At 41.9% G+C, this 25,682-nt stretch carries 23 protein-coding genes; 12 read left to right on the top strand and 11 right to left on the bottom strand.

Features of this window, described 5'->3' with window-relative positions:
* Nucleotides 1-60: 60 nt before the first annotated feature.
* Nucleotides 61-2,253, top strand: coding sequence for a transglycosylase SLT domain-containing protein (locus ACZ5O6_RS04460; protein WP_447092839.1), 2,193 nt, complete (start codon nt 61-63; stop codon nt 2,251-2,253).
* 141 nt (nt 2,254-2,394) lie between these two features.
* Here ACZ5O6_RS04460 and ACZ5O6_RS04455 read toward each other — a convergent pair whose 3' ends face one another.
* Nucleotides 2,395-3,339 (bottom strand): chemotaxis protein CheV, encoded by a 945-nt coding sequence (locus ACZ5O6_RS04455; RefSeq protein ID WP_447092838.1) that lies wholly within the window; start codon nt 3,337-3,339, stop codon nt 2,395-2,397.
* Nucleotides 3,340-3,545: 206 nt separating this feature from the next.
* On the opposite strand from ACZ5O6_RS04455, the gene ACZ5O6_RS04450 reads away from it, so the two are divergent.
* On the top strand, nt 3,546-4,760 hold the full coding sequence (locus ACZ5O6_RS04450; RefSeq protein ID WP_447092837.1) for an EAL and HDOD domain-containing protein: 1,215 nt from the start codon (nt 3,546-3,548) through the stop codon (nt 4,758-4,760).
* A 26-nt stretch (nt 4,761-4,786) separates the two neighbouring features.
* On the opposite strand, the gene ACZ5O6_RS04445 is transcribed toward ACZ5O6_RS04450, so the two are convergent.
* The 6 genes from ACZ5O6_RS04445 to ACZ5O6_RS04420 form a co-directional block, all read right to left on the bottom strand.
* Nucleotides 4,787-5,080, bottom strand: coding sequence for a glutaredoxin family protein (locus ACZ5O6_RS04445; protein WP_447092836.1), 294 nt, complete (start codon nt 5,078-5,080; stop codon nt 4,787-4,789).
* Nucleotides 5,081-5,232: 152 nt separating this feature from the next.
* Complete coding sequence (recQ, locus tag ACZ5O6_RS04440; protein ID WP_447092835.1) at nt 5,233-7,392, bottom strand: DNA helicase RecQ; 2,160 nt, start codon at nt 7,390-7,392, stop codon at nt 5,233-5,235.
* A 33-nt stretch (nt 7,393-7,425) separates the two neighbouring features.
* Nucleotides 7,426-8,277, bottom strand: a complete 852-nt coding sequence (locus ACZ5O6_RS04435; protein ID WP_447092834.1) for a lysophospholipid acyltransferase family protein — start codon at nt 8,275-8,277, stop codon at nt 7,426-7,428.
* On the bottom strand, nt 8,270-9,133 hold the full coding sequence (locus tag ACZ5O6_RS04430) for a GNAT family N-acetyltransferase (RefSeq protein WP_447092833.1): 864 nt from the start codon (nt 9,131-9,133) through the stop codon (nt 8,270-8,272). Before ACZ5O6_RS04430 ends, ACZ5O6_RS04435 begins: the two co-directional genes overlap by 8 nt.
* A gap of 37 nt (nt 9,134-9,170) precedes the next feature.
* Entirely contained in the window at nt 9,171-10,244 is a 1,074-nt protein-coding gene (locus ACZ5O6_RS04425) for an ATP-grasp domain-containing protein (RefSeq protein ID WP_447092832.1), read from the bottom strand.
* Between the two features lie 55 nt (nt 10,245-10,299).
* Nucleotides 10,300-10,890, bottom strand: coding sequence for a DinB family protein (locus tag ACZ5O6_RS04420; RefSeq protein WP_447092831.1), 591 nt, complete (start codon nt 10,888-10,890; stop codon nt 10,300-10,302).
* Nucleotides 10,891-11,146: 256 nt separating this feature from the next.
* Between ACZ5O6_RS04420 and ACZ5O6_RS04415 the strand changes: the two genes are divergently transcribed.
* On the top strand, nt 11,147-11,671 hold the full coding sequence (locus tag ACZ5O6_RS04415; protein ID WP_447092830.1) for a DUF2062 domain-containing protein: 525 nt from the start codon (nt 11,147-11,149) through the stop codon (nt 11,669-11,671).
* A 60-nt stretch (nt 11,672-11,731) separates the two neighbouring features.
* On the opposite strand, the gene ACZ5O6_RS04410 is transcribed toward ACZ5O6_RS04415, so the two are convergent.
* Genes ACZ5O6_RS04410 through ACZ5O6_RS04400 form a run of 3 tightly spaced genes read right to left on the bottom strand, consistent with a single transcriptional unit; the run spans nt 11,732 to nt 14,987 of the window.
* On the bottom strand, nt 11,732-13,006 hold the full coding sequence (locus ACZ5O6_RS04410; RefSeq protein ID WP_447092829.1) for a lipoprotein-releasing ABC transporter permease subunit: 1,275 nt from the start codon (nt 13,004-13,006) through the stop codon (nt 11,732-11,734).
* A gap of 24 nt (nt 13,007-13,030) precedes the next feature.
* Nucleotides 13,031-13,753, bottom strand: coding sequence for a lipoprotein-releasing ABC transporter ATP-binding protein LolD (lolD, locus tag ACZ5O6_RS04405; protein ID WP_447092828.1), 723 nt, complete (start codon nt 13,751-13,753; stop codon nt 13,031-13,033).
* Nucleotides 13,746-14,987 carry a lipoprotein-releasing ABC transporter permease subunit gene (locus ACZ5O6_RS04400; protein WP_447092827.1) on the bottom strand — a complete coding sequence of 414 codons (1,242 nt, stop codon included), beginning with the start codon at nt 14,985-14,987 and terminating at the stop codon, nt 13,746-13,748. Before ACZ5O6_RS04400 ends, lolD begins: the two co-directional genes overlap by 8 nt.
* Before the next feature lie 149 nt (nt 14,988-15,136).
* On the opposite strand from ACZ5O6_RS04400, the gene ACZ5O6_RS04395 reads away from it, so the two are divergent.
* From ACZ5O6_RS04395 to ACZ5O6_RS04355, 9 genes are all read left to right on the top strand, one after another.
* Nucleotides 15,137-15,706, top strand: a complete 570-nt coding sequence (locus ACZ5O6_RS04395; RefSeq protein WP_447092826.1) for a PilZ domain-containing protein — start codon at nt 15,137-15,139, stop codon at nt 15,704-15,706.
* Between the two features lie 128 nt (nt 15,707-15,834).
* Complete coding sequence (locus ACZ5O6_RS04390) at nt 15,835-17,133, top strand: threonine/serine exporter family protein (protein WP_447092825.1); 1,299 nt, start codon at nt 15,835-15,837, stop codon at nt 17,131-17,133.
* Between the two features lie 273 nt (nt 17,134-17,406).
* Nucleotides 17,407-17,790, top strand: coding sequence for a phasin family protein (locus tag ACZ5O6_RS04385; RefSeq protein WP_447092824.1), 384 nt, complete (start codon nt 17,407-17,409; stop codon nt 17,788-17,790).
* A gap of 197 nt (nt 17,791-17,987) precedes the next feature.
* Nucleotides 17,988-18,470, top strand: coding sequence for a polyhydroxyalkanoate synthesis repressor PhaR (phaR, locus tag ACZ5O6_RS04380; protein ID WP_447092823.1), 483 nt, complete (start codon nt 17,988-17,990; stop codon nt 18,468-18,470).
* Nucleotides 18,471-18,622: 152 nt separating this feature from the next.
* The gene (locus ACZ5O6_RS04375; protein WP_447092822.1) at nt 18,623-18,907 is read left to right on the top strand and encodes a DUF6489 family protein; all 285 of its coding nucleotides are present in this window, start codon (nt 18,623-18,625) and stop codon (nt 18,905-18,907) included.
* Nucleotides 18,908-18,957: 50 nt separating this feature from the next.
* Nucleotides 18,958-20,040 (top strand): poly(R)-hydroxyalkanoic acid synthase subunit PhaE, encoded by a 1,083-nt coding sequence (locus ACZ5O6_RS04370; protein ID WP_447092821.1) that lies wholly within the window; start codon nt 18,958-18,960, stop codon nt 20,038-20,040.
* 68 nt (nt 20,041-20,108) lie between these two features.
* Nucleotides 20,109-21,215, top strand: a complete 1,107-nt coding sequence (gene phaC / locus ACZ5O6_RS04365) for a class III poly(R)-hydroxyalkanoic acid synthase subunit PhaC (RefSeq protein WP_447092820.1) — start codon at nt 20,109-20,111, stop codon at nt 21,213-21,215.
* Between the two features lie 205 nt (nt 21,216-21,420).
* Complete coding sequence (locus ACZ5O6_RS04360) at nt 21,421-23,451, top strand: acyl CoA:acetate/3-ketoacid CoA transferase (protein WP_447092819.1); 2,031 nt, start codon at nt 21,421-21,423, stop codon at nt 23,449-23,451.
* 273 nt (nt 23,452-23,724) lie between these two features.
* Nucleotides 23,725-24,582 (top strand): alpha/beta fold hydrolase, encoded by an 858-nt coding sequence (locus tag ACZ5O6_RS04355; protein WP_447092818.1) that lies wholly within the window; start codon nt 23,725-23,727, stop codon nt 24,580-24,582.
* 21 nt (nt 24,583-24,603) lie between these two features.
* Here ACZ5O6_RS04355 and ACZ5O6_RS04350 read toward each other — a convergent pair whose 3' ends face one another.
* Nucleotides 24,604-25,638, bottom strand: a complete 1,035-nt coding sequence (locus ACZ5O6_RS04350; protein ID WP_447092817.1) for a patatin-like phospholipase family protein — start codon at nt 25,636-25,638, stop codon at nt 24,604-24,606.
* Between the last annotated feature and the right edge of the window lie 44 nt (nt 25,639-25,682).

The raw sequence follows: 25,682 nt of genomic DNA, 5'->3' as shown, positions 1-25,682 counted from the left end.
GACATCGATTTACTCGGTAGATTTCTTGATGTTAGATCATTCGTTTTAGCCAAGGTGATTATGTTTGACTCTATAAAAAAAATAGCACGCCAGTGGGTATCACTTCCTCTTGTTGGCTCCTTACCCATAAGAACATATCCTCTACATCAGGATAGCTCTCGGCGCACAGGCTTATCGCAGCGAGGAATTGCCTACTCTGTCGTTCTTTTGAGCACACTGTTTTACAGCCACACGGTATTGAGTAAGGTAGACGCTACAGCGGGTTCGGCCGTAAATATACCCAGTGATGTATTCGCTACTCAACGCTCTTTATATTTAAAAGCCAAACAAGCGTTTGAAAATAGAGACTACACGGGCTACCAAACACTCCGAGATCAACTGGTCGACTATCCTCTACACCCTTATCTTATCTATGGCGAACTCAGCCTCGCTTTGGACAGCCGAAAAAAGGTCGCAAGCATTAATAAATACGGCGTAACGGGTATTTCTACTAGCAATAAAAAGACTATCACCCAGTTTCTCAAGCAATATGAAAATAGCTATTTAGCGACGCGATTACGCGTAAAATGGCTATATCATCTTGCCGAGTTAAAAAACTGGCCGGATTATAAACGTTATTATCGGGATAGTGTGAAGAAAACCGACCTTAAGTGCCTTTCCTTGCAAGCACAAATTTACAGTGACGGCACGCTAGATACCGATACAGTCGATCAATTATGGCTAAGTAGCCAATCAAGACCTAAAGCCTGCGATCCCGTATTTGCAGAATGGAAAAAACGAGGCCATTTAAACCAAGAAAACCTATGGCAACGCTATACATTAGCCATCAATAAGGGTAACACGTCACTTGCCAAATACCTGCATGGTAAAATGGATGCCAGCAATCGCTATTTAGCGAACTTGTATTCAGACGTACACCAATCACCCGAAAAAGTCAGTGTTGTCACCAGTAAAAAACTCAAAACAAACAACGGCAAGGTTCTTGAATATCAACCGGCTAATGATGCTGTTTCTCGGCATATCGTAGACATTATTGAACATGGTTTATATCGCTACGCTTACCGAGAGCCTGCTAAAACACAGCAACTTTACCAACAATTTCAAACGACCTACGACTTTTCTCAAGAAGCTAGTATTCGTTTAAATCAACGCATTGCCCGGCAACTGATTCGCCAAGGTGAACTTGAGCTGGCTAAACCTTTGCTCAAGGCGCTACCGGTTGACCAGCGAGCCGATCAGGTCGAATATTTACTAAGAAAACTATTGGCAAAACAAGCATGGAGTGAGATCTATGTATGGATTAACCAGCTACCTGATGAACTTATTGCCTCTGACCGCTGGCAATATTGGCGTGCCCGCGCTTTAGAATCGCCGCTGTTACTCGCGAAAAAAAGCGCTGAAACGTCACCCGAGAATATTTATCAGCAGCTTTCACAGTCACGTAGTTTTTATGGATTTCTTGCGTCGGATAGGCAAAGTACTGATTACCAGTATGAAGACAAACCAGCACCGATTAACCCTTCTCTCATTGACGCGCTATCGGCTTCAGGCGCTTTTTTACGCGCCAGAGAGTTTTTCATAATGGAAGATATGCATCGCGCTCGCAGGGAGTGGCGATATGCCGTGAAAAACCTATCTACTGAAGAATTTATTGCCGCCGCACAAATTGCCGACCAATGGGGTTGGAATCGAAAAGCTATTGAAGCTATGGCTGGTGCGGCTTACTGGGATGACCTACGTATTCGCTTTCCTATTGTGCATGAAGATATTATCGACTACACGGCTAAAAAATACGATATCCCCAGTTCACTGGTATTCTCTATTGCTCGTCAAGAAAGTGCTTGGGAATTTGATGCCACCTCACGCGTTGGCGCAAGAGGGTTAATGCAGTTAATGCCTGCTACGGCCAAACAAACGGCCAAAAAAGCGAGGCTCGCTTATAAGAAAAGTCAGCTGTTTGATCCTAAATATAATATTTCATTAGGCAGCCATTATATTACCGGTTTACTCGCGCAATATGATGATAACCGTGCGCTGGCAATTGCTTCATATAATGCTGGGCCACATCGAGTTAAACAATGGTTAAAAAGATCTAACGCCTCGTTGCCACTGGATGTATGGGTAGAAATCATCCCTTTTAAAGAAACGCGAAAATACGTACAAAATGTGCTGTCTTATGAAGTTATTTATAATTATCGGCAGGGCAAAGCATCTGATCTTTTAACCTTAGCAGAAGCGAATGCTCTGTTATAAAGACTACCTGTAGTGCATTCTTAACTAAATTACACCGATAGAGCAGAAGAGATAGCCTGTTTTTTGTTCGAAGTTTTAGCATGAATCACGGGCAAGACTGTTTATAGCCAGTAAACAGCCACCACTCAAGATGAGCAGATACTATTTATCGTAAACCTCTCGAATACGCTCTTGTACAATTGTTGCAAGCTCATCTGGGCGGAACTTGGATAAGAAGCCATTGCAACCGACTTTTTCAACCATCGCTTCGTTGAAGCTCCCACTGAGAGAGGTATGCATCACGATATGTAAGTCTTTCAACTTAGGATCTTTACGAATTTCGTATGTCATTCGATAACCATCCATTTCTGGCATTTCTGCATCGGTAATTACCATCAGCAGCTTCTCATTCACATCAATACCCTCTTCGGACCAACCTTGTAATTTGGTTAATCCTTTAAGGCCATCGTTAGCCGTAATCACCTCGATATTTAAGCCCAGATTTTTTACGGTTTCGATAATTTGGCGACGAGCAGTTTGTGAATCATCCACCGATAGAATTTCTAATTTTTTATCACCAACTAACTCAACAAGGCCTTTTTGAATAACTCCCTCGGATACCTCTGTCGTTGGCGGAATAATATCGGCCAAGACACGCTCCACATCTAAAATTTCCACAATAACATCATTAACACGAGTAAAGGCCGTTAGAAAGTGCTCTTTACCCGATGCTTTAGGTGGAGGCAAGATAGACTCCCAATTAAGATTAATAATCCTGTCAACAGGGCCCACTAAAAAACCCTGCACCGATTGATTATATTCCGTCACAATAAGATTACAGCTTTCATCTTTCTCTAAGGGTGAACGACCAATCGCAATATTTAGGTCAATCACGGGAATCGCCTTACCACGCAGATGCGCGACCCCGCAAATAGCCGGGTGACTATGGGGCATCTCGGTTAACGGGGGAACCTGTACAACCTCTTGAATTTTAAAGACATTGATTGCAAAAATTTGCTGCGATTTTAGTCTAAACATCAATAGTTCTAGACGGTTTTCACCAACGAGTTTGGTTCGTGAATCGATACTTTCAAGTAAATTTGACATAAGCGCAATAAATCCAATGGCTGACCACAAGGGTAAAAATAATCATAACTATTTTTAGTGTAGACGATAGCCGTCATATCGCACATGAATTGCCAAATTTTTCATTAAACTTCGAACAATCGTCTACACTCAATAGAGTACATACAATAGTTAGTATGGATACAGCGCTGCTATTTCAGAAAAAATGAATTTTCAGAGACCCCGTTATGACACATTCCCATTTAATTGCTAGGCAACCTATCTGCAATAGCAGCCTTAAGGTGGTTGCGTTTGAGTTGTTATATCGAATGAATGGGGATGGCAATAATGCCGTAATTGACAACCAAGATAGCGCAACTATTGATGTTTTATTAGCCGCTTATAACGATTTATCGATTACCGATGTGATCGGCAAACAGCTTGCATTCGTTAATTTTACCAGCAACATTATTATTAATAACTTACCCCCGCTATCACCTAAGCAGCTCGTCATTGAATTACTAGAAGATCAAGAAGTAACACCTGAACTACTAAAGTCACTAAAAAACCTACGCAGTAAAGGGTATAAAATTGCACTCGATGATTTTTGCTTAACGAAAGAAACACTATCACTGATTGATTGTGCAGACATCATTAAGCTAGATGTACTGGATCAGGCACCACAAACATGGGCAAATTATATCCCTAAGCTGAAAGAGCGGGGAATTACTATGCTCGCTGAAAAAGTAGAAACATACGAAGTTTATGAAGAATGTAAAGCATTAGGTTTTGAATTATTTCAGGGCTATTTTTTTGCGAAACCTAAAATACTCTCCGGCAAAAAAATGTCGCGAAATGCCACCTCTGTTTTTCAACTTATCGGAAAATTAAATGCGGTCGAGGTCGACTTTGATGATGTCATTAACACGATATCGGCGGATGCTGGGCTGAGCTATAACTTATTACGTACACTAAACTCTGGCATGTACGCTCAAGTTAAAAAAGTCGACTCTATTCGACAAGCAGCTGTCACCCTAGGGCTAAACAATCTGCGCAACTGGATTAATCTACTGGCATTAGGTAGCCTAGACAATAAACCAAAAGTATTAATCGAAACCGCCATGGTTAGGGCAAAATTTTGCGAACTACTCGGAGAAATTATCACCAAAAAAACTTCGCCTGACGGCTACTTTACCGTAGGCCTATTTTCAATGATCGATGCGTTTTTTGACACACCACTAGAAGAATTAATTCAAAAACTGGCACTAAGAAAAGAGCTTATTGATGCTCTTCTACATTATCAAGGTGAAAAAGGAAGGGTATTACGGCTGGCAAGTCACTATCAAGAAGACAAACTCACTAAAAAAGATTTGGCACTTCTCGAAGATTATAATATCGATAATAAAGCCATTACTCAGGCTTACTTAGATAGCATTTACTGGAGTAAAGAACAAACCGTATAAAAATAAAAAGCATGCATTGCTAACACTTAACGACTTACAACACCTTGCTCCACTAACCATAGACGAGCGATATTCGTATCAAAAGGCCAGCCTAAGTCTAGCTGTTCATTGCTAGGTAAACTGTCATCTCCATTGGCCAGTTGTATCACGGGGATTCTAACGCCATATAAACACAGTAATTGCTCGCTATTGGCATGGTCAGCGATATCTATTTCCTGTAAGGATAGACTACATTCTTCCAGCAAAGGCGCTAATTGCTCTTTAGCCAATTCACATAAATGGCAACCTAACGTGCTATATAAAATAATAGTTTTCATCATTGAATGTTACAGAAAATAGTGGATGAACGGACACTGCTGCCCTGTTAACTTTGAAAACATAGATTCGCTGTTTATGGCTAGCACTGAGTTGAAACTCTGAAAATCAAATAAATACTGGCCTACCTACTAACAATAGAAAAAATGTTAAAAATTTACAACCGACGTAAAAAATCAGCATGGACACAGCGCAGAATATTATAATGATAAACTTCTAGCAAGCGCTCGTAGGCTGGTCTTAACTTCGATGTTTCATCCATTAATCCACAATCGACAAACATTGCCTCAATTTTTTTAATATCCTCTTCTTCTATCGTTATCACGTCACGTAACTGCACTTTTTCATGTCGAATTAATTGTGCGAGATGTGAATATACGGTAGACACAGCTAGCTGCCGCTGCGCGGCAATATTTTCTGGAGTTATCTTATTATTGATACACTGATAAGTCTCTAGCACGGTTACTGATAACTCTTCAGTACCATATCGCCGATTTTTTTGTTTTTCTGCGAAGGTACTCAGTACACTCATAAATGCCGCTGCGTATTGATCACATTTTTTTTGACCCACACCGTTCATCTGCGAGAAATGCTGCTCTGTTAGCGGCATTTCCTCAACCATTTGCATCAGTACGCTATCGTGAAAAACAACATAGGGAGGCACGCCCTTGGCTTGAGCGAGATCTAAACGACATTCACGTAACAAAGTCCATAACTCCAACTTTACTCCGTCTAGTAAATCTTTCGTTGAAGTAGCAGACTGACGTAATACAGATTTTTTAATTGTGTCTTTACGCAACTCAACAGTCACTTCACCGCGCAATACCGGCCGGCAATTCTCGGTCAATAACAAGCGATTAAAATTAGCAAAATCAACCTGTAAAAAATTTCGAGCAATCAACTGTCGAAATACCGAACGCCACTGTACTTTATTTAACTCTTTACCAATACCATAAACACTCAATTTTTGATGTGAAAATTGTTGTATCTTTTCATTATTAGCACCGCTCAACACATCAATTAGGTGATTCACACCAAAGCGTTGATCCGTGCGATAAACACAACTCATCGCTTTTCGGACCGCCTCTGTGCCATCCCATGTTTTCGCAGGGGTTTTACACATATCACAATGTCCGCATTGACTTGCTGAATTATCACCAAAATAATTCAGCAATGCATACCGGCGACAACTGGTTATTTCACACAAACCAAGCATAGCTTCAAGCTTTTGATGTTCTATGCGTTTAAATGCATTTTTTTCATCGCTGCCACCTACAGCAGATCCCATCATCTCGCGCAGTTTAATGACATCTTCTAAACCATAAACCATCCATGCATTAGCCGGTTCACCATCGCGTCCTGCTCGCCCTGTTTCTTGATAATAAGCCTCGATACTTTTAGGTAAATCTAAATGTGCAACAAATCGAACATCGGGTTTATCAATACCCATACCAAAGGCAATCGTCGCGACGATAATAATATTATCTTCGCGCAAAAAGCGCTGTTGATGCTTGGCTCGTTGCTCATGCGGCATACCCGCATGATAAGCTAATGCGGTAAAACCCTGCGCTGTTAACCAGGCAGCAATGTCTTCTGTTTTCTTACGTGACAGGCAGTAAACAATACCGCTGTCATCAACATGCTGCTCTTTGATAAAGCTCAGTAATTGTTGCTTTGGCTGCTGTTTTAGCTCAATTTGATAAAAAATATTAGGGCGATCAAAACCAGCAACGAAACGCTGCCCATTACTCAATGATAAACGCTCAGTAATTTCCTGCTGAGTACGCGCATCTGCCGTTGCGGTTAATGCAATGCGGGGGACATCAGGGAAAGTCTCTACCAAATGTTGTAAGCGCAAATAGTCTGAACGAAAGTCATGCCCCCATTGTGAAACGCAGTGAGCTTCATCGATAGCGAATAAAGCAACCGTTACTTGTCGCAGTAAATTAACCGTACGATGTTGATTCAGCCGTTCGGGTGCTATATATAAAACATCTAAATCACCACCGACTAAATCACTCTCTACTTGATGGCTCTCACTCGCTGTTTGCGTAGAATTTAAAAAACCGGCTCGAATACCCAGTTCTTTCAGTGCATCCACCTGATCTTGCATCAACGCGATTAACGGGGAGATAACCACACCACAGCCAGAACGAACCAAGGAAGGAATTTGATAGCATAGAGATTTACCACCACCTGTGGGCATGATGACGAGTGCATCATCACCCGCGATCACTGCATCAACAATCGCTTGCTGCTGACCTCTAAATGCATCGTACCCAAAGGTATCGTTGAGGACAGTAAGTGCAGGTGACATAAGTAAAGCCAAAGAGAAATGAGAACAACGCCATTAAGACGATAAATGATCAGCCAGCGCAATTGCAACCTGTTGCTGACATGCAGCGGCACAATCTTTTCGATTAGCGAAATCGTTGAGTTTAACAGGCGGATGAAAAACTAATGCCACATCTGCACGCGCAAGACCCAGCGCAGTAAAAAAATGGGGGGCAAATGGCATCGTATCATACCAAGCATATTGATCACGGCGCTCACGAGTCATTAAATCACCGTCATATTTTTTATATATCAGCGTTACCGGCTGAATAGTCACATCTCTTTCACTCAGCTCTACCGACTGCAATAAACTCGACTTAAATGGCTTGACATGCTCACCATCGGTACTGGTGCCTTCGGGAAATAAAATAAGATTACCCTTACTGTTAAAGTGATCGGACATCACCTGCATCTGCCCGCGCACCCTTTTACTATTACGTTCAAAAAACAAGGTATTTTGTGCCTTAGCCAACCAACCCAATACTGGCCAACTCGCTACTTCTGATTTAGCGATAAAATAGGCTGGTACATATTTTCCTAATACAAAAACATCTAAATAAGACACATGGTTAGATAAGAATAAGGTGGGCGTATGTTTAGAAATTTTACCCGACACGTGACAGCGCAAATTAAATAACCAACAACAACCCGTATGAAAAATAAAGTAACAGCGCTCGATGGAACGAAAACGAAATAGTCTCCAAAAAAAGTAGATAAGCAGCATTAACACGCACCACGCAACGAGCAGCAACGTGGAAAGGATCACCTTTAAGGAGTGAAATAGAGGTCTTTTGGCGGTACTTAACGGTGTTATATCAGGCGTGTTACCCGCACCATTGTGATTCTCATTGGTAACATTATCAGACATGGGTGACCAAATTAGGGTTTGTTTTTAACATAGATTGCGTTTCAACATAAATCGCCACATAGACTGTATTAAATGCTGGATCAATGATGGCTGCATCACTAACTTTTGCGCCTAACTTTAGATAACCACGCAACAGTGTGGGAATCGATTTTTGAGCATCATCCCAACATACCGAAGGCTTGTAAAGCGCTGTTAGATTAAGGTAATCATTGACCTTAGGCTCTGGCCTAAGTGCAATATCGGCAAGGTGATGCTCATATAAATAATTCAAAATAGGTAAATGCTCATCCACATCCATACCCGAAAAGCTCGCGCAGCCCACCATTACGGGAATATGGTTATCTTGGATAAAGCTCATAGCGTATTTCCAAATCAACATTAAAATCACACCACCCCGACCATCAGGATCGATGCAAAATCGGCTGAGTTCTAGTGCTCGCCCAAAGTGATGTTTAATACGCTGTAGATCAAATGTTTCTTCGGTATAAAAATGCTGTTGAGGAGCTAAACATTGACTATCAAACAAGCGTAATGTGCCCACAATGGTCGGTTGTTTATCTGCTCGGGTATCTAGCACTATAACGTGGAAGCCACCGTCATCCCACTCATCCATATCCCGTTGAGCCACCCGCATTTCTTGGGTAGGGCTCCCCTTTTTTTCTTGGTAAAAAATACGATAACGTAATGCTTGCGCAGCCTGCACTTCTTCTACGGTTTGTGCAAATCGCACTGTGTAAGGGCCAGCACTGGTCGCTTTTGGTTGCTGCAAACGCTGCAAGGCATCGATCCCTTTTGTCGTTAGCACAGTATCATTAGCGGCAGCGTCAAGCCGTGTATCAGTTACAGTGGCGGTCATAAATAACACTCACATTTTATTATTACATCAATAAAAACTATCCGTTCGATGACTCAGTGCCTGTATTCATTATGCGCACTTTATTAACAAGATCCATCAAACCCATCGGCAAATGACCAAGTTGTATATTTTTTTTGCCTATCTGAAAAGCTAATCGCCACTGTTTGAACAAGATACGATAAGCGTCAAGCAGCGAATACTGGGGATCATACATATTAGTTGACTCTGAGGTCACGCCGTTCACCTCAATCACTTTACACTCACCACGCTGAAAGGCTTCGATACTATCAGCACGGATGTCATAGCGGCCAAAATAAAAACCCGGTATACCTTGGCTTGCATGATCAATCATCTGCTCTAAAGCATCCGTATGATATTGCTGGCCTTCTAAAAACAACGAGCCTCTACAATGGCTTCCTAGGGTAACAAGATTAATCTGCTCATTATGAGCCGGTACTTTTTCTAAAATATTATCATGCTTTTCAAACAAGAAAGCCGCCATATAATGCAATCGAGGATGCTGACAAATTAACTGGTCGATCGAGTGCTTGCCATCACCAACGATCACCGGGAAGCACTTATGGGTAATCGAAAATATTTCCCCCCGTGGCTTATCCGGATGACGGATATAAAATACACCAAACTCTACACCGGCTACATATTCTTGCAATACCGTATCAAATAAAGCCGCCGCCAAATACTCTCGCAAAGTATCATCATTATTAATAATGGCCACATCAACACCGCGCTGGCCAAAATCTGGTTTAAGAATCACGGGATATTGGAGTACATGCTGTTGCATAAACTGCTGACATTGTCGGCACTTATCATCTAACGATGACGATTGGTTAACTAACAAGGTTTTAGCCGTTGTGCTGGCGCTATGTTGCTGTAATTTAAATAAGCTGTCGCTTTTATTTTCTCCGATAAACCCACTACCGGGCAATCCCGGGTTGACCGCTGTAAAAGTAAGCCCACGGTAGCGAACCACTAAACCAATAATATAAAACACGACAGGGATATAAAACAGTGACATCGGCCAAAACTCCCAGCGACCGACTCTCTTTAAACTGGATAACAGCTTTTGCCGTTGGCGATAACTTATCATCATACTCGCCCTTTAATGACGAGAATATCGCAAAATATTACACGAATGATATAGCGGTTCATGCTGATATTTTCGCCGCTTGCGGGTATTCGCTAGAATCGCAAGCACTCTCGCTTTGTGTATCTTGCTCATGAATGAGCGTTGAAGGTGCAACGCCTAATGTCCGGTCAGTTTCAATGCCGTAAAAACGTAGCATCGTAGCAATAAGCGCATAATGGTGTACGGTATGCCCATGCAAAAACTGCAACTCTCTACGAACGGAAGACCGTGTTGCTTCACCTTCAGGTAAAGCAACATCATTACATAGCCATACTGACAACACTCCATCCTCTAGATGCTGACGTTGTGCGTGCTTCAAAAAATCACAAATATTGTTAATTACACCTAAAGCGTATTCTTGATTAGTTTCGGTTTGCGTATCGCGCTGACGCTTTTCATAATCAATCATGCCTGTCTCTACATCGCGTATGAAACATAAGTAATGATCCAATATATGACGAATATGCTTACCTAAGCACGACTCAAAATAGGGCCGTTCGACATGATTATATTTATCTGCCGGCAAATGCTGGATCATATCTCTAGCGGTATTGAGTATGTCTATATTACACGCTAAAAGATGCGACATATCGGCCGATAAATTATTCAACAGATGCTCCCATTTGTTATTAAATGAACTAGATAGTAGATATAAAAGGTTATGATGGGGGTATGACTATCAAAACCCCAAAAAATTCATATTAAGGTTTGTTAACGCCGTGAAAAAATTTACTGCTGTACCCAAACGTCTTAATCGCCATTGTATTGATTTCATTCACGAAAGACCAGAAATCAGCCGTGTTAACAATGGCGAATCAGCAAGATGCAAGGCATAATAATACTTCGCATTACTGAGACTCCGTTTTATGCCAAAAAAGTTGTTAAAGCGCTTTGTTCCTTCTCAGCAGTTGATTAAAGACCACCCGTCATTACGCTTCTTAGGTCCATTAGTGGAAGACCCTAATCTCTTCCATTTAAATCGATACTCCGTCTCAATGGCATTTTTGCTGGGAATGTTTATGGCATTCATTCCTATGCCCGCGCAAATGGTAGCTGTCGCGATTATCGCACTTTGGATACGCTGCAATTTGCCTATCGCGCTCGCTCTCGTTTGGATCACTAACCCCGTCACTATTCCCGCCATCTTTTTTGCGACATACTCCTTAGGTGCTTGGATATTGGATACACCAGCAATGAATATTGACGTGACGTTAACGTGGGAGTGGATTAATGGAGAGCTAGGGCGTATCTGGAAACCGCTAGTTGTTGGTTCACTTATTACCGGAACAATATGTGGTGTTACGAGCTATACGCTGATTAACATTTTATGGCGCTGGCATGTTATTCATCGCTGGCGTAAACGTCGGCAAGCGCGCCGACACATTAAATAAAGCAAAACCTTATTACACGGAAACCATTTACTCTCACGCAGATCACAGGGTTGAGCGCGCTTAGTCGTAACGTAGGGCTTCCGCTGGCAACACTTTTGCCGCACGCCATGCAGGATATAACGTCGCAAGAAAGCTCATCAATAAGCTCACCACCACCACTACCAAAACATCGCTCAACAGTAGTTGTGAGGGTAAATAGCTAATTGGATAAATATCACTCTTAAGAAACTGCACCGATAAGACTTGCTCTATCAACAACACAATATCTTGTACAAACAAAGCCAAACCAACTCCTAGTATCGTACCCACCAACGTCCCAATGACACTAATAACCGTGCCCTGCACCATAAATAAACCAATAATTTGCCGATTACTCGCCCCTAACGTGCGCAGAATAGCAATATCGCTTTGCTTATCGAGCACCACCATGACAAGTGTTGATACAACGTTAAATGACGCAATGGCGATAATGAGCAACAGTAATAAGCTCACTAATTTTTTAGACATTTGTATTGCGTAATAAATATTACCGTGGGTGCGCGTCCAGTTAGTTGTATAGAAACCATAAGGTAGCTGAGCTTGTAAATGACGGGCTACCTGTGGAGCCGCAAATAGATCGTTCAACCGAAGATGCAAACCCGACACAGCCATTGGCGCCGATTTTTCCACCCCATTATGAGTAGCAACAGGTAAAAGCACTGACGATAACGATGCCGCACTTGCCACATCTAACAAGGCCAAGGCATCATCAACCTCGGTGCCTGTATCGAGAATATCAATCACCTCAACTCGACGTATTGCCGGTGCCTGCCCTTGTCCTTGCGCACGGGGAATAATGAGGCTCACACGCCGTCCAATATCCACCTGCAAGCGATCAGCCAACCCTTTGCCGAGCACAATACCTTGTGTATTGTTGGCTAGCGCCATACGCGTATCGGCGCGTAAGAAATCATAAATAATCGATGTTGTTGATTCGAGCTGATGATCAATACCATAAATCAGTACAGGCTCGGTCTCCTTCCCGACAGAAACCATGCCTTGCAACTCAACAAAAGGAGACACGCCTTCGATGCGTTCGTCACTCAGTAACTGCTCTCGCAATGAGCGCCAGTCTTGCATCCCCCCGCCTTGATATAAGGTTACCTGAGGCATGATCTGTAATATCCGTTCACGTAACTCTTTATCAAAACCATTCATCACCGAGAGAACAGTAATCAGTAAACTCACACCTAGCACGATACCGAGCATGGTAATTCGTGAAATAAATGCAACTGAGCGACTGCGTTGGCGCGCAACGGTATAACGCAACCCCAGTAAAACACTGACTGAATGCATAAGACTCACAAGCAACGCCCCCTTCTATACATTAACAGCAACGTGCTCAACCGAAGGATAAGGGAATAAACGCCCTTCTCGTAACTCAAGAATGCGATCCATCGTCGACGCCAAACGCTTATCATGCGTAACAATAATATAGCTCAGTCCTATGCTCTGATTGAGTTCAAGTAATAGCTGCTCAATTGCTTGTGCTGTATCTTCATCAAGATTACCCGTGGGCTCATCCATCAATACACAGGCAGGCTCAGTGACAATAGCGCGAGCAATGGCGACACGTTGGCGCTCACCACCCGATAATTCGGCAGGCTTATGCCCTTCACGCTCAGCTAAACCTACACGAGCTAACATGGCGCTTGCTCGCTGGTGCGCTATTTCACGCTCCACGCCACCAATCAATAATGGCATCATCACATTCTCTACCGCACTAAACTCACCCAACAAATGATGGAACTGGTAGACGAATCCCAAATATTGATTACGCAGACGTCCTCGCGCATCGTCATCAAGTGCCGATAATTGCTGATTAGCCACAAAAACTTCACCGCGGGTTGGCGTATCTAAGCCGCCTAATAGATTCAGCAAAGTACTTTTGCCTGCACCAGAGCTACCAATAATCGCCAGTCGCTCACCTTTTGCGAGGGACAAGTCGGTATTTTTTAGCACGGATACATCGTGCGGCCCTTCTTGATATAACTTATGCACCGACTGACATTGAAGCACTGTGGATAATTCGGAATTACTCATAACGTAACACCTCGGCAGGTGCGACCTGTGCTGCGCAATACGCCGGATATAAAGTAGCCATAATACTCATGCTAATACCTGATAGACCGATTAATAAAATATCGCCGCCGCGTAACTCTGACGGAATTTGGCTAATAAAATAAACATTAGGATCAAAAATATAAATGCCGAGTAAAGATTCCACAAAAGCAATCACATCACTGATTGTCAAAGCCAGCAAACACCCTAACAACGTACCCACAACAATACCGACAATACCGACAACACTACCTTGAATAATAAACACGGACATCACTTGTTTCGTGGTCATACCTAGTGTGCGCAATACCGCAATATCACCACGCTTATCTGTGACCATCAACAACAAGCCCGTGACAATATTAAGCGCTGCTACCGCCACAATAATAAGTAACAACAACATCACCATACGTTTTTCCATTTGTATCGCTTGGAATAAACTGCCTTGCGTTTCGCTCCAATCTCTTACGGAATACTGGTCTCCTAGCTGTTGTTGTAATTCTTGTATCGCAGGCTGTGCAGCGTAGATATCATCAAACTTAAGACGCAGGCCTTGAACAGTGTTTCCATAACGAAACATTTTTTGCGCATCACTAAGGTGAATCATCGCAAGCGATTGATCGACCTGCGCCCCGACTTCAAAAATACCCACTACCGTAAAACGTTTGGTACGGGGAAATATGCCTGCAGGAGTAATAGAAATATCCGGCAAGGTCATCACTACCGCATCGCCCATATCAACACGTAAACGACTCGCCAGTAAGCGACCCAGTACAATACCAAATTCACCCGCCTGTAATTGGGTAGAATCACCGCGATACATGTATTGATCAATCACCGAAACATTACGTTCCGCTTGAGGCAAAATCCCCTGCAATTGCGCGCCCTGGATACTCTGACGAGAGCTCAGCATGCCGTAACCGCCAATATAAGGGGCAGCAGCCAATAAATGTGGGGTGGAAGCAATAACTGACGACAGCCCTTGCCAATCATCCAGTGCGGGCACCTGATCAATAAATCCATGAGGCACCACACTTAAAATGCGCTGTTTAATCTCTCGATCAAAACCATTCATTACCGATAACACGACAATTAGAGCCAAAGTACCCAAAGTCATCCCGATCAGAGAAAAGGCACTAATAAAAGAAATAAACTGATGACGACGCTTGGCTTTGATATAGCGTAAGCCAATAAAAAAGGGAGTATTAATAGACATAGGCGCATTAAACGGAAAAACACACCACATAACAAGCAGGTTTTACATACAAATACGGTACGACGACCTGCATTATCCGTACATGCGTCTATACTCAAGGTAAAAGACTATTATTTAAAACCCATAACTATATTTAAGTGATGCTGACCATGACAGAAAAACGCCAATACTTTCGCATTCAACAAGATGTCATTTTTAATTTCTGCCCTGTGAGTAATGATGACGTGATCCATAGTCGTGCTGAACAGCACTTCGAGCACAGCGAAACCCTATGCTTATTTTCTGAGTTTCAACAAATTAATGGGCAAGGCCAGCAATTAATGGCCTCAATAAAAGAAAGTAACCCTCTAATTGCTGAGTATTTAGACGGCCTCAATAAAAAAATGGATCTGGTTTGCCAGCAAGTGCTGTCTACTCAATCATCTATTCATGATGTTGACAGTGGCCGCATTGATATTAGCCAAGGCGGTTTGGCATTTTCCTCTGATGACTCGATAGGTGTTGAAAGCTGGCTTGCACTTAAGCTCATATTTTTGCCTGCCTATACCGGTGTCATTACTTACGGTCAGGTAACACGTAATGCTTTACAACCGGACGGTAGCTACCTTATTGGTGTACGCTTCCACAATTTAGACGATGAACAGTCTAAGCTTATTGCAAAACAAGTTTTCAAAACACAAATAATAGAAAGACAGCAAACCTACGCCTTTCAACATTAGCGGTTAAAAATCAATCGCCTTAATCGGCGAAAAAAAATCCGCTAAACAATCTAGCTGATTTCACCACGTATATGATCTACCATAAGCTATCTAATCAGCTCCGAGCCTATCTTGGATATAAGAACTTTATGGTCACCGTAACACCCCACACAAACATCAATTCAGCATCGGAGAGTGACACTCACCCTACTAGCGACATTGACTCTCAGAGCCTATTTTTACAAAAGCGCCGCTTTATTATCAAGTTAGGAAAAGCCTTGCATAAATATGGCACCCCAGCCTATCGCTTAGAAACACATCTACAAGAAGTGTCTAAGTTTTTACAAGTGCAATCTAACTTTATGGTGACCCCCACATCACTCACCTTTGTGATGTCAGAATCTGATGATGAGCAACAAGATTACAGCCATATTGTACGGGTAAAACCTGGCGAGCTTGATTTAGGCGCTCTTGCAAGAATCGACGAATTAGTTGATGAACTTGCTTCAGAACAACGAACACTCTCCGAAGCGCTAGAACGCCTAGATGCTATACCGAATAAGCCGCATCCCTATGGCTCACTACTCACCTTCTTAAGCTATGGCTTTGCCAGTGCTGGATTTGCAATGCTAATGCAAACCAACTGGAACAGTATTTTTGCTTCAGCACTTATTGGCTTTGTGGTTTTTTTGTTTCAATTTTGGGCAGAAAAATCACAACGCATCGCCGGAGTATTAGAACCTCTAGTCGCCCTTGTATCCGCTTTACTTGCTTCGGCCATTGCGGTTTATGAGCCGACGGTGAATGTGCCACTGGTTATACTATCGAGCATTATTGTCTATATCCCTGGATTAGCATTAACACTGGGCCTATCAGAACTCGCCGCACGAAATCTCATGTCAGGTACCGCACGCATCATGGACGCGGTAATGTCACTCTTTAAATTGTATTTTGGTGCCGTGTTGGGAGTATCTATTGCGACACTACTATGGCCAGGAACAGTATTTGTTGACTCCACCCATACTCCCGCATGGACATCCTGGCTCGCAGTGACCGTACTGGGGCTAAGCCTTGTCGTATTGTTTAAGATGCGCATAAAAGATATGCCTTGGGGCATGTTATCCGGTTATCTAGCATACGCATCAACACTATGGGGAAGCCTTTTTTTAGGTGCTGCACTCGGTGGGTTTATCGGCGCGTTTGCGATGGGGGTATATAGCAATTTATTTTCACGCATTCGACATCTACCCTCTACCATTGTGTCGTTATTAGGCTTGGTGATGCTGGTACCCGGAAGCAAAATTTATATAGGGCTCAATACCGCGGTATCGGGGCAGAACATCCTCAACACCAATGATATTGGTGCGCAGAGCTTTCTCATTCTTATGTCTTTAGTCGCTGGACTTATTTTTGCCGATGTTGTGTTACCGTCACAAGAAAGCCTATAACGGCCTTTGTCGAGGTGTATTAAAGAAAACATTCCCGCCGAAAAATATTGCGCTGCAGCACCTACAGCAGATAGACTTTTTAGCATTAAAAAAAGAAAATAATATTCTATTTAGAGATAAACAATAAAATATTTATTAATTTCAACAGCTTATAGAAAACCATTCTTTCTTTAAAAATTAACCGCCCATCAAAAAATGTTGCAGCGCAACAATTAATCTATATAATGCTGCACTGCAACATAACCTAATTCATTCCTATGCCGGAGATACATCATGACTGACTTTACCGAACAATTCCAAGAATTTGCTAAACTACAAGCTGAGTTTATGCAGCCTTTACGTGAAATGAGCGGCGTTGCTGTTGATTCATTTGAAAACTTAAGCCGTCTTAACTACAGCGTTCAAGGCGACTTAGTTGACTACAGCGTAGAACAAGCGCAACTCGTTGCTTCAACTGACAACGTTGCTAGCCTAATGAGCAAGCAATACGAAACAGCGAAAGCATTTGGCGAAAAAATGTCTGCACGTGCAGCTGAGTACACTGAACTTGCTAAAGAATATCAAGCATCTGTACAAAAAATTGAAATCGCACCTGCTTTTGAAGCACCAGCAAAATCAACAGCTAAAGCCGCTAAAAAAGCATCTGCTGCTGCCTAAATTCGGCAACAACAGAATAACTAAAAAAGGGCGTAGATAAAGCGCCCTTTTTTTATGCTTTGTCTATAGTGTCAATGCTGAAAATCAAATAATATTGACTCACGCAGAAGTCATTCGAGGTTAATCAGAGGCTCCTCTACTATTTTGTCGCCGCTTCAGGCACAATAAGGTCAACCATACGATGTAAAAGATTCTTTATGAGCCACAAGCGAATCATCAAAAAATACGCCAATCGGCGATTATATGATACCGAAGACAGCCGGTACGTCACATTAAAAGATATTAAAAACATTATCGCTCTCGGTGTCGATGTCAGCATTATTGATGAAACCACAAGCGAAGATATTACCCGTGCCTTATTACTGCAAATTGTCTCTGAGCAAGAGCTCGGTGGCTCTCCCCTACTTAATGAGGCTGTGCTTAATCAACTCATTCGCTTCTACGGACACCCGATGCAAGATATGATGGGTGGGTTTATTGCAAACAGCATTAAAAGTTTTGTCTCTCAACAAGAAGCCATGCAGGAGCAGATGCAACATTTTATGGATGCCTCTCCGCTCAGCAGTTTCCAGGAAATGGCAACAAAAAACATGCAAGCAATGGCTGAGCTACAGCAACAGTTTTTTAGCAAAAAAACATCGTCAAAACCTACATCAAAAAATGATAAGCCTGACGCTTAACTTCGCAACAACACGACCCTCGCCCTGTCACCAAAAGCAGCAAGGGCAAGCCTTCTCTCTTTATCTCTTACACACAGATCGCCTTCCCTCGCTTAAACGGTTTTTATTAAAGCTGGGAAAATTAACAACTGATAATAACAAGTGAGAATACTATGAAAGTAACTGTAGATATGGATATGACGCCCGAAGAGGCGAGAAAACTTATGGGTTTACCGGATGTAGAAGCCTTACAAACTGCCATGATGGAAAAAGTGCAACAGCAGATGGAAACTTACTTTGCAGATTTTGCCGACCCAGAAGCAATGTTCAATAAATTTATGCCGCTAGGAACTAATGCCATGGAGACAGCCATGGAGCAATACAAAACCTTTTACAACAGCCTAGCGACTAACACCTATAGTCAGCATACGTCAGCAGAAGATAAGCCTAAAAAATAAGCATCTATAAATACTTTCAATATTATATTGTCACTCAGTGAGACTAAAAAATGAATAACGAATTTATTGAACCATGGCAAAAAATGATGAATGAGTGGGAAAAAACACAAACCACCATGAATCAACAAATGATGAGTAATATGAAAAAATGGCAAAGCAGTTTTGAGAACCCGCTGAGCAACGACAATTCATTTTATAGTAACAATCCAACGCTTGATATTTTTCAATCATTTATGCAAAAAGTATTTGAGCATAATCCGCAATATAATTTACAGTCCTCCAGTAATTGGCAAGATATTCTCAATGCATTTCCGGGATCCGATGAACTTAAGTCTCAGATGAATGCCTTTATTAAAGGTAACAATGCTGTCTTTGATCAGTTTAAAAAAGACATTATTGATACATTGCCTGACGATGAGACAAAAGATTATTTCATGTCAACCTTAGACGATATTTCTAACCCTTATAGTTGGCTTAAATTTTCAAACTCTAATATTGAAGAAGGTATCAAGCGTTTTAGTGAAGGGCCGCTATTTTCTGGGATCTCTGATTTAGATAATCGTTTAGCTAAAGCAATGGATGGATGGCTAGAATTAGGCGAAAAAAATAACGATTACTACGAAGTACTGCTTAAAAGTTGGATGAGTGCTTATGAGAAATTTATCGACACGCTGAACACGATGAGCGACGATGACAAAAAAAGTACATCACCTAAACAATTAGTCGAGCTGTGGTCAAAAATTGCTGATGAAGAATTAATGACGATGCATCGCTCTGAAGAGTTTTTGCAGGTACAAAAAAAATTAATCAAAGCTAATGCCGAATACCGATTACAAGAACAACATGTTGCTGAAGTCATATGTGAAGCTATGCATATTCCTACTCGTCAAGAAGTTGATGATTTACACAAGACGGTTACCGAGCTACGACGTGAATTACGCGCAGTAAAAAGCATGATGGCAACGGCTTCTTCAAAAACCACAAAACCCCAAACCTCTACCACAACTAAAAAAGCCGGCGCTCAAACATCAGCAAAGCCAGCAACGACAAAAAAAGCAGATAGTCAAAAAACTCAACCCAAAAAAGCGGCTGCAAGTAAAACAGTGGCAAAGAAGAAAACATCTAAAAAATAGTGATCGTTTATAAGCGCTGATCAATCATTACTTAGTCAGAGTTTCCCTTAACATAGAGGTAAAAGCCCGTGGATACGTTACCACTCGTCAACCCTTATTCAGCGATGGCTGAATTATCAAAACTCAATACAGATTTAGTATCGGGTCTTAAAAAAATCAATGCCACCAAAGATGCTGATGTAAAAATTGGTACTACAGCAAAAGAAGAGGTTTTCAGACAAGACAAAGTATCATTACATCACTACAAACCACTCACCGATCAAACAATTACTACACCAGTGATTGTTGTTTACGGACTTATTGGCCGTTACACCATGGCTGATTTACAAGAAGATCGCTCATTGGTACGCAATATGCTCAACGCGGGTGTTGATATGTACGTCGTTGACTGGGGTAGCCCCTCACGGGCCGATCGCTGGCTGACACTCGATGACTATATTAATGGTTATTTACATGAATGTATTGAACATATTAAAGCTGAACAAGGTGTCGAGCAGGTCACTATTTTAGGTATTTGTGAAGGCGGTGTCTTTTCGATTTGTTACAGTGCCTTACACCCTGAAAATGTCAAAAACTTAATCACTAGTATTACACCTGTTGACTTTCATGGTGATAAACGAGATGACACCTTATCTCACGGATACATCAATCTTTGGTCGCGCAACCTAGACCCCGAAGATGTTGATCTCATGATTGAAGCATACGGCAATATGCCGGGTGAGTTAATGGGTATGGTGTTTCAATTGATCACGCCTATTAAATCTTTAACCAAATACAATATCGATCTCATTAATATTGCCCAAGATGAAAAAAAGTTGATGAACTTTTTACGCATGGAAAAATGGTTATCTGATCGCCCTGACCACCCCGGAGAAGCAGCTAAGCAATGGTTTAAAGATTTATATCAAGATAATAAGCTCATTAGTAATCGCCTAGAGCTCAATGGTCAGACAGTGAATCTACGTGATCTGAATGCCCCCGTATTGAATATTTATGCACTCAATGATCACATTATTCCTCCCGCCTGTTCTATGGCATTAAAAGATTATGTGGGAACCGATGACTATACCGACTTACCCTTACCCGGTGGACACGTTGGCGTTTTTGTTAGTGGTAAATCTCAGGGAATTTTAGGTAAAGGGATCGTCGACTGGTTAACAGAACGAGATAACTAATTCACTTATAATATTGATACGCAATTGTGAAACGAAATCTTGGTACGAATAGGCATTCGTATTTTCAGGCACAAAAAGTAAGCGCCTTTATATGAAATTAACCTAAGTGGATAAACGTCACATCAAGACATACGGTATTTCGTACAAAGACTTCGAAACAGAATAAGCTTAAACAATATTTCACTAAATAAGGTATGCAATGCTTATGAAAAACAAAATTGTATCTGCTGATGACGCTGTTGCCTTAATTCAAGATGGCGACACACTTTGCTTGTCGGGCTTCGTAGGTACTGGCACACCAGAAGAACTTATTATTGCCTTAGAAAAACGATTTTTAGACACTGGTTCACCGAAAAACTTAACCATTGTTTTTGCTGCAGCACCCGGCGACGGTAAAGATCGCGGAGCTAACCGATTAGCGCACAAAGGGCTCATTAAGCGCGTAATTGGAGGCCATTGGGCTCTCGTACCTAAAATTGCAAAAATGGCAAACAATAACGAGATTGAAGCCTATAATTTTCCTATGGGTACACTAACCCAATTATTTAGAGATATTGCAGCACATCGTGGAGGTATATTAACGCAGGTCGGTTTAGGCACATTTGTAGATCCTCGGCAAGAAGGAGGTAAGCTAAACGATGTTACCACCGAAGACTTAGTAGAATTAATGACTATCGACGGACAAGAGTGGCTATTTTATAAAACCTTCCCTATCAACGTTTGCTTTTTGCGTGGCACGACCTCCGACCCTCATGGTAATACTACCCTAGAAAAAGAAGCGCTAACTCTAGATAATTTAGCCATTGCCATGGCGACCAAAAACTCACTTGGACTCACTATTGTTCAAACCGAGCGAATCGCGGAAAGCTGTACTCTCAACCCCCGCATTGTAAAAATCCCACGCATTATGGTTGACTGTGTTGTCGTTTCAGAACAAGAAAACCATAAGCAGACATACGGCACCGATTACAACCCCGCTTTCACCAGCGAAATTAGAGCGGTGACTGATAACATTTCACCCTTAGAGTTGACTGAGAGAAAAATTATTGCACGGCGATGCGCCTATGAATTGCCTATGGGCGGCACTATTAATCTCGGTATTGGTATGCCTGAAGGTATCGCAGCCGTCGCCAATGAAGAGAAAATTATTGACTTTATTACGTTGACGGCAGAACCGGGAGTCATTGGTGGCCTACCGCAAAGTGGCCTCGATTTTGGTTGTTCAATTAATATTGATGCTCTACTCGACCAAAACCAACAGTTTGACTTTTATGATGGTGGCGGACTAGATCTAGCGGCGCTAGGTCTTGCAGAGGCCGATGCTCATGGCAATGTTAATGTCAGTAAATTCGGCCCTAAGATTGCCGGGGCGGGTGGTTTTATTAATATTAGCCAAAATGCACGTAAACTCGTATTCGCGGGTACATTTACTGCAGGTGGACTCAAGGTCGGTATCGAATCAGGCAAAGTCATCATTCACCAAGAGGGCCGTGTAAAGAAATTTGTTAACCGCGTCGAGCAAATTACCTTTAACGGTAAACTCGCCGCACTTAAAGAAAAACCGGTGTACTATGTGACCGAACGCTGTGTTTTTAAACTACGCTATAACGGTTTAGAACTCACTGAAGTGGCACCGGGCATTGATATAGAGCGAGACATTCTCGCTCACATGGACTTTGAGCCAATTATCAACAAGCCAAAACTTATGGCGGCTTGTATATTCGCCGAAGCCCCAATGAAGCTCAATGATCATTTATTATTGCGTGAACTTGATGAGCGCATTAGTTACGATCGTGAAAGAAATACGGCATTTCTTAACCTCGAAGGCTACCAAGTACGTGTTAAAGACGACGTTGATCGTATTGCTACCGTTATCGAAGATCTTTACCACAGCGTCAGCCAAAAATTTGCAATGGTCGTTAACTACGACGGCGTATTTATTGATCCCATGCTAATGGATTATCACGCAACAATGATTGATGAAATGGAAACACAGTTTTATACCACTTGTACACGCTACTCTACGGGAGCATTCCTACGGATGAAACTGGGTGAAGCATTAAATAAACGAAAAGTGTCACCACACCTGTTTGAGTCTGATAAGCAAGCGAAAAAAGCACTCAATAAATATATCGAAAACATACGAGAAGAAGAACATAGCTCAGTGCCGACTTCGTCAGCACTACATCACACTCACCAATCTAGTGAGGCGCTCAGTTCGACTTCATCAGAATAGCGTTATTGTGTAGGCTAGCCCCCTAGCCTATTTATTTAATAAACCCCTGAGCATGGAACAACCTGAGCAGAGGCTAATTAACTTTATCTTTTTAGCGTTTTTAGCCGGCGAAAAACTACGCATGACTTATTTAGAGACTCCATAAGCAACCTTAGCAATGCATCCTCAGCTCAAATTGACTATACTTATGCAATCATAAAAATGCGTTTCTTTATTTGCACATGACTTGTTCAGAGGTTCCTTATGTGCGATTTGACGGTTGTAGGTTAGTTAATGTCAATATCCACTGATCACTTTTACTTCGGCTTAAGCAACGAAGGTTTTCATCGTAATTATTATCGCTCTTGGGGAGATCCCGAGAATGATAATATTATTATTTGCGTACATGGTGTCACTCGCCTATCTCGTGATTTTGATATATTGGCCGAAGCTCTCTCTACAGACTACCGCGTCATCTGCCCAGATATTGTTGGTCGAGGCTATAGTGATTGGTTTGGCAACACACAGAATTATAATTTTTTGCAATACTGTGCCGATATGAATGCACTGATTGCTCACTTAAACACCGATAAAGTCCATTGGATAGGTACATCGATGGGAGGATTGATCGGTATGATTCTCGCTGCCATGTCACAGACACCAATACAAAGCCTTATATTAAATGACGTCGGCCCCGACCTTAAACGCGTAGAGCTACAACGACTGGGCAAATATATTGGTAAAGCACCGACATTTAACACACAGAAAGAACTATTTGCTTACTACAAAGAAACCTATCAAGCCTTCGGACAATTGCCCGCAAAACAGTGGAAAGAGATGGCGCTGTATAGTAGTTTCAAAGAAGATTATGGCTATCGCATGCATTATGACCCCAAAATCGGCGATGCCTTTCGTAAAAGTTACTCGTTTTATAATTTTGATTTATGGAAATATTGGGATGAAATTGACTGCCCATCACTGCTCATTCGTGGCGAACTATCTACGTTTTTTACCGAAAATACGGCAGAAAAAATGTGCGTTCGTGGAGAAAATGTTACCTTTCAACGTGTTAAAAATATCGGCCACGCTCCACGCCTAAATAGCAAAACAGAAATCAATTTTATTAAAAAGTTTTTCGCATCACTAGCATAAAGATAATCAATTAGAGCATCCCTAATTAATATTACACACAGGTTGCTGATATGTCGGTTCCCACTCTTCTAAACACAAGGTATTTTCAACACCTATCGATGTGTAGTTCTCATCCAACCATTGTTGCGCTGTTTCGCGACCGAGTGCTTTAAGCGTGGTTAAAAACTCCCACGACATATCATACTTAGTAAACGCGCTATAAGATGCCATACACTCTTCGTTATGAAGTAAATGCATATATTTACCATATACCGCTGTTGAATCTACCTGACCGGTTTCAACCAAACGCTCCATTTGCGCAACATGGCGAATTTCTCGAGATAAGGTTGCATTAAACCCTATGGTTTCCATACGTTCAGCAATATCCATAGGCGACGTAGGCACCGTATTAATATGCAAGGGATTGACCTGTACAATCATAATATCATTAGCACCACCATCTTTAGCCAAGGGCTCAAGGACTGGGTTCCCCATAAATCCGCCATCCCAAAAATAATCGCCGTCTATTTCGACCGCTTTATGTACTTTGGGAAGACAGCTCGACGCTAATAAAACATTAACCGATAACTCCGAATTTGAAAATATCCGCAAACGATTCGTTAATACATTAGTGGCTGAAACAAACAAACGCAGCCCTGAACAATCATTACTCAACTGATCAAAATCAATTTGTTCTTTCAATATATCTTCTAAGAAATTCGTATTAAAAAGTGGATTTTGATAAGGCGAACCGCCAAAAAATGATTGAGACCATGACATCAAACTCCCCCATTGATGAAATAGTGGAGAAGTACCACTGTAGTTATAAGGGCTAAACACGCCCTTTTCACTCATGGCTTTCCATAATCTACATAAGCCTTCTCGGGCGTCATCAATATTTCCTGCGGAATAATGCGGTGCCATTGCTAACGCGTTTAGTGCCCCGGCACTAGTACCGCTAATGGCTTCAATTTTTAAACGCCCATCTTCAAGTAGGGCATCAAGTACACCCCACGTAAATGCACCGTGAGCACCACCGCCTTGTAACGCTAAATGGATAGGTTTTTGAGTTGTCATTTTTTTGCACTTAAAGTAAATAATGGATGGGGTATTCGGTCGCG

The organism is Eionea flava (genome assembly GCF_055393785.1).
This window is presented reverse-complemented; position numbering and strand designations above follow the sequence as displayed.

Excerpts from the sequence above, each read along its gene's own strand:
- ACZ5O6_RS04460 (WP_447092839.1), top strand. The coding sequence starts at position 61 with ATGTTTGACTCTATAAAAAAAATAGCACGCCAGTGGGTATCACTTCCT.
- ACZ5O6_RS04455 (WP_447092838.1), bottom strand. The coding sequence starts at position 3,339 with ATGTCAAATTTACTTGAAAGTATCGATTCACGAACCAAACTCGTTGGT.
- ACZ5O6_RS04450 (WP_447092837.1), top strand. The coding sequence starts at position 3,546 with ATGACACATTCCCATTTAATTGCTAGGCAACCTATCTGCAATAGCAGC.
- ACZ5O6_RS04445 (WP_447092836.1), bottom strand. The coding sequence starts at position 5,080 with ATGATGAAAACTATTATTTTATATAGCACGTTAGGTTGCCATTTATGT.
- recQ (WP_447092835.1), bottom strand. The coding sequence starts at position 7,392 with ATGTCACCTGCACTTACTGTCCTCAACGATACCTTTGGGTACGATGCA.
- ACZ5O6_RS04435 (WP_447092834.1), bottom strand. The coding sequence starts at position 8,277 with ATGTCTGATAATGTTACCAATGAGAATCACAATGGTGCGGGTAACACG.
- ACZ5O6_RS04430 (WP_447092833.1), bottom strand. The coding sequence starts at position 9,133 with ATGACCGCCACTGTAACTGATACACGGCTTGACGCTGCCGCTAATGAT.
- ACZ5O6_RS04425 (WP_447092832.1), bottom strand. The coding sequence starts at position 10,244 with ATGATGATAAGTTATCGCCAACGGCAAAAGCTGTTATCCAGTTTAAAG.
- ACZ5O6_RS04415 (WP_447092830.1), top strand. The coding sequence starts at position 11,147 with ATGCCAAAAAAGTTGTTAAAGCGCTTTGTTCCTTCTCAGCAGTTGATT.
- ACZ5O6_RS04410 (WP_447092829.1), bottom strand. The coding sequence starts at position 13,006 with ATGCATTCAGTCAGTGTTTTACTGGGGTTGCGTTATACCGTTGCGCGC.
- lolD (WP_447092828.1), bottom strand. The coding sequence starts at position 13,753 with ATGAGTAATTCCGAATTATCCACAGTGCTTCAATGTCAGTCGGTGCAT.
- ACZ5O6_RS04400 (WP_447092827.1), bottom strand. The coding sequence starts at position 14,987 with ATGTCTATTAATACTCCCTTTTTTATTGGCTTACGCTATATCAAAGCC.
- ACZ5O6_RS04395 (WP_447092826.1), top strand. The coding sequence starts at position 15,137 with ATGACAGAAAAACGCCAATACTTTCGCATTCAACAAGATGTCATTTTT.
- ACZ5O6_RS04390 (WP_447092825.1), top strand. The coding sequence starts at position 15,835 with ATGGTCACCGTAACACCCCACACAAACATCAATTCAGCATCGGAGAGT.
- ACZ5O6_RS04385 (WP_447092824.1), top strand. The coding sequence starts at position 17,407 with ATGACTGACTTTACCGAACAATTCCAAGAATTTGCTAAACTACAAGCT.
- phaR (WP_447092823.1), top strand. The coding sequence starts at position 17,988 with ATGAGCCACAAGCGAATCATCAAAAAATACGCCAATCGGCGATTATAT.
- ACZ5O6_RS04375 (WP_447092822.1), top strand. The coding sequence starts at position 18,623 with ATGAAAGTAACTGTAGATATGGATATGACGCCCGAAGAGGCGAGAAAA.
- ACZ5O6_RS04370 (WP_447092821.1), top strand. The coding sequence starts at position 18,958 with ATGAATAACGAATTTATTGAACCATGGCAAAAAATGATGAATGAGTGG.
- ACZ5O6_RS04360 (WP_447092819.1), top strand. The coding sequence starts at position 21,421 with ATGAAAAACAAAATTGTATCTGCTGATGACGCTGTTGCCTTAATTCAA.
- ACZ5O6_RS04355 (WP_447092818.1), top strand. The coding sequence starts at position 23,725 with ATGTCAATATCCACTGATCACTTTTACTTCGGCTTAAGCAACGAAGGT.
- ACZ5O6_RS04350 (WP_447092817.1), bottom strand. The coding sequence starts at position 25,638 with ATGACAACTCAAAAACCTATCCATTTAGCGTTACAAGGCGGTGGTGCT.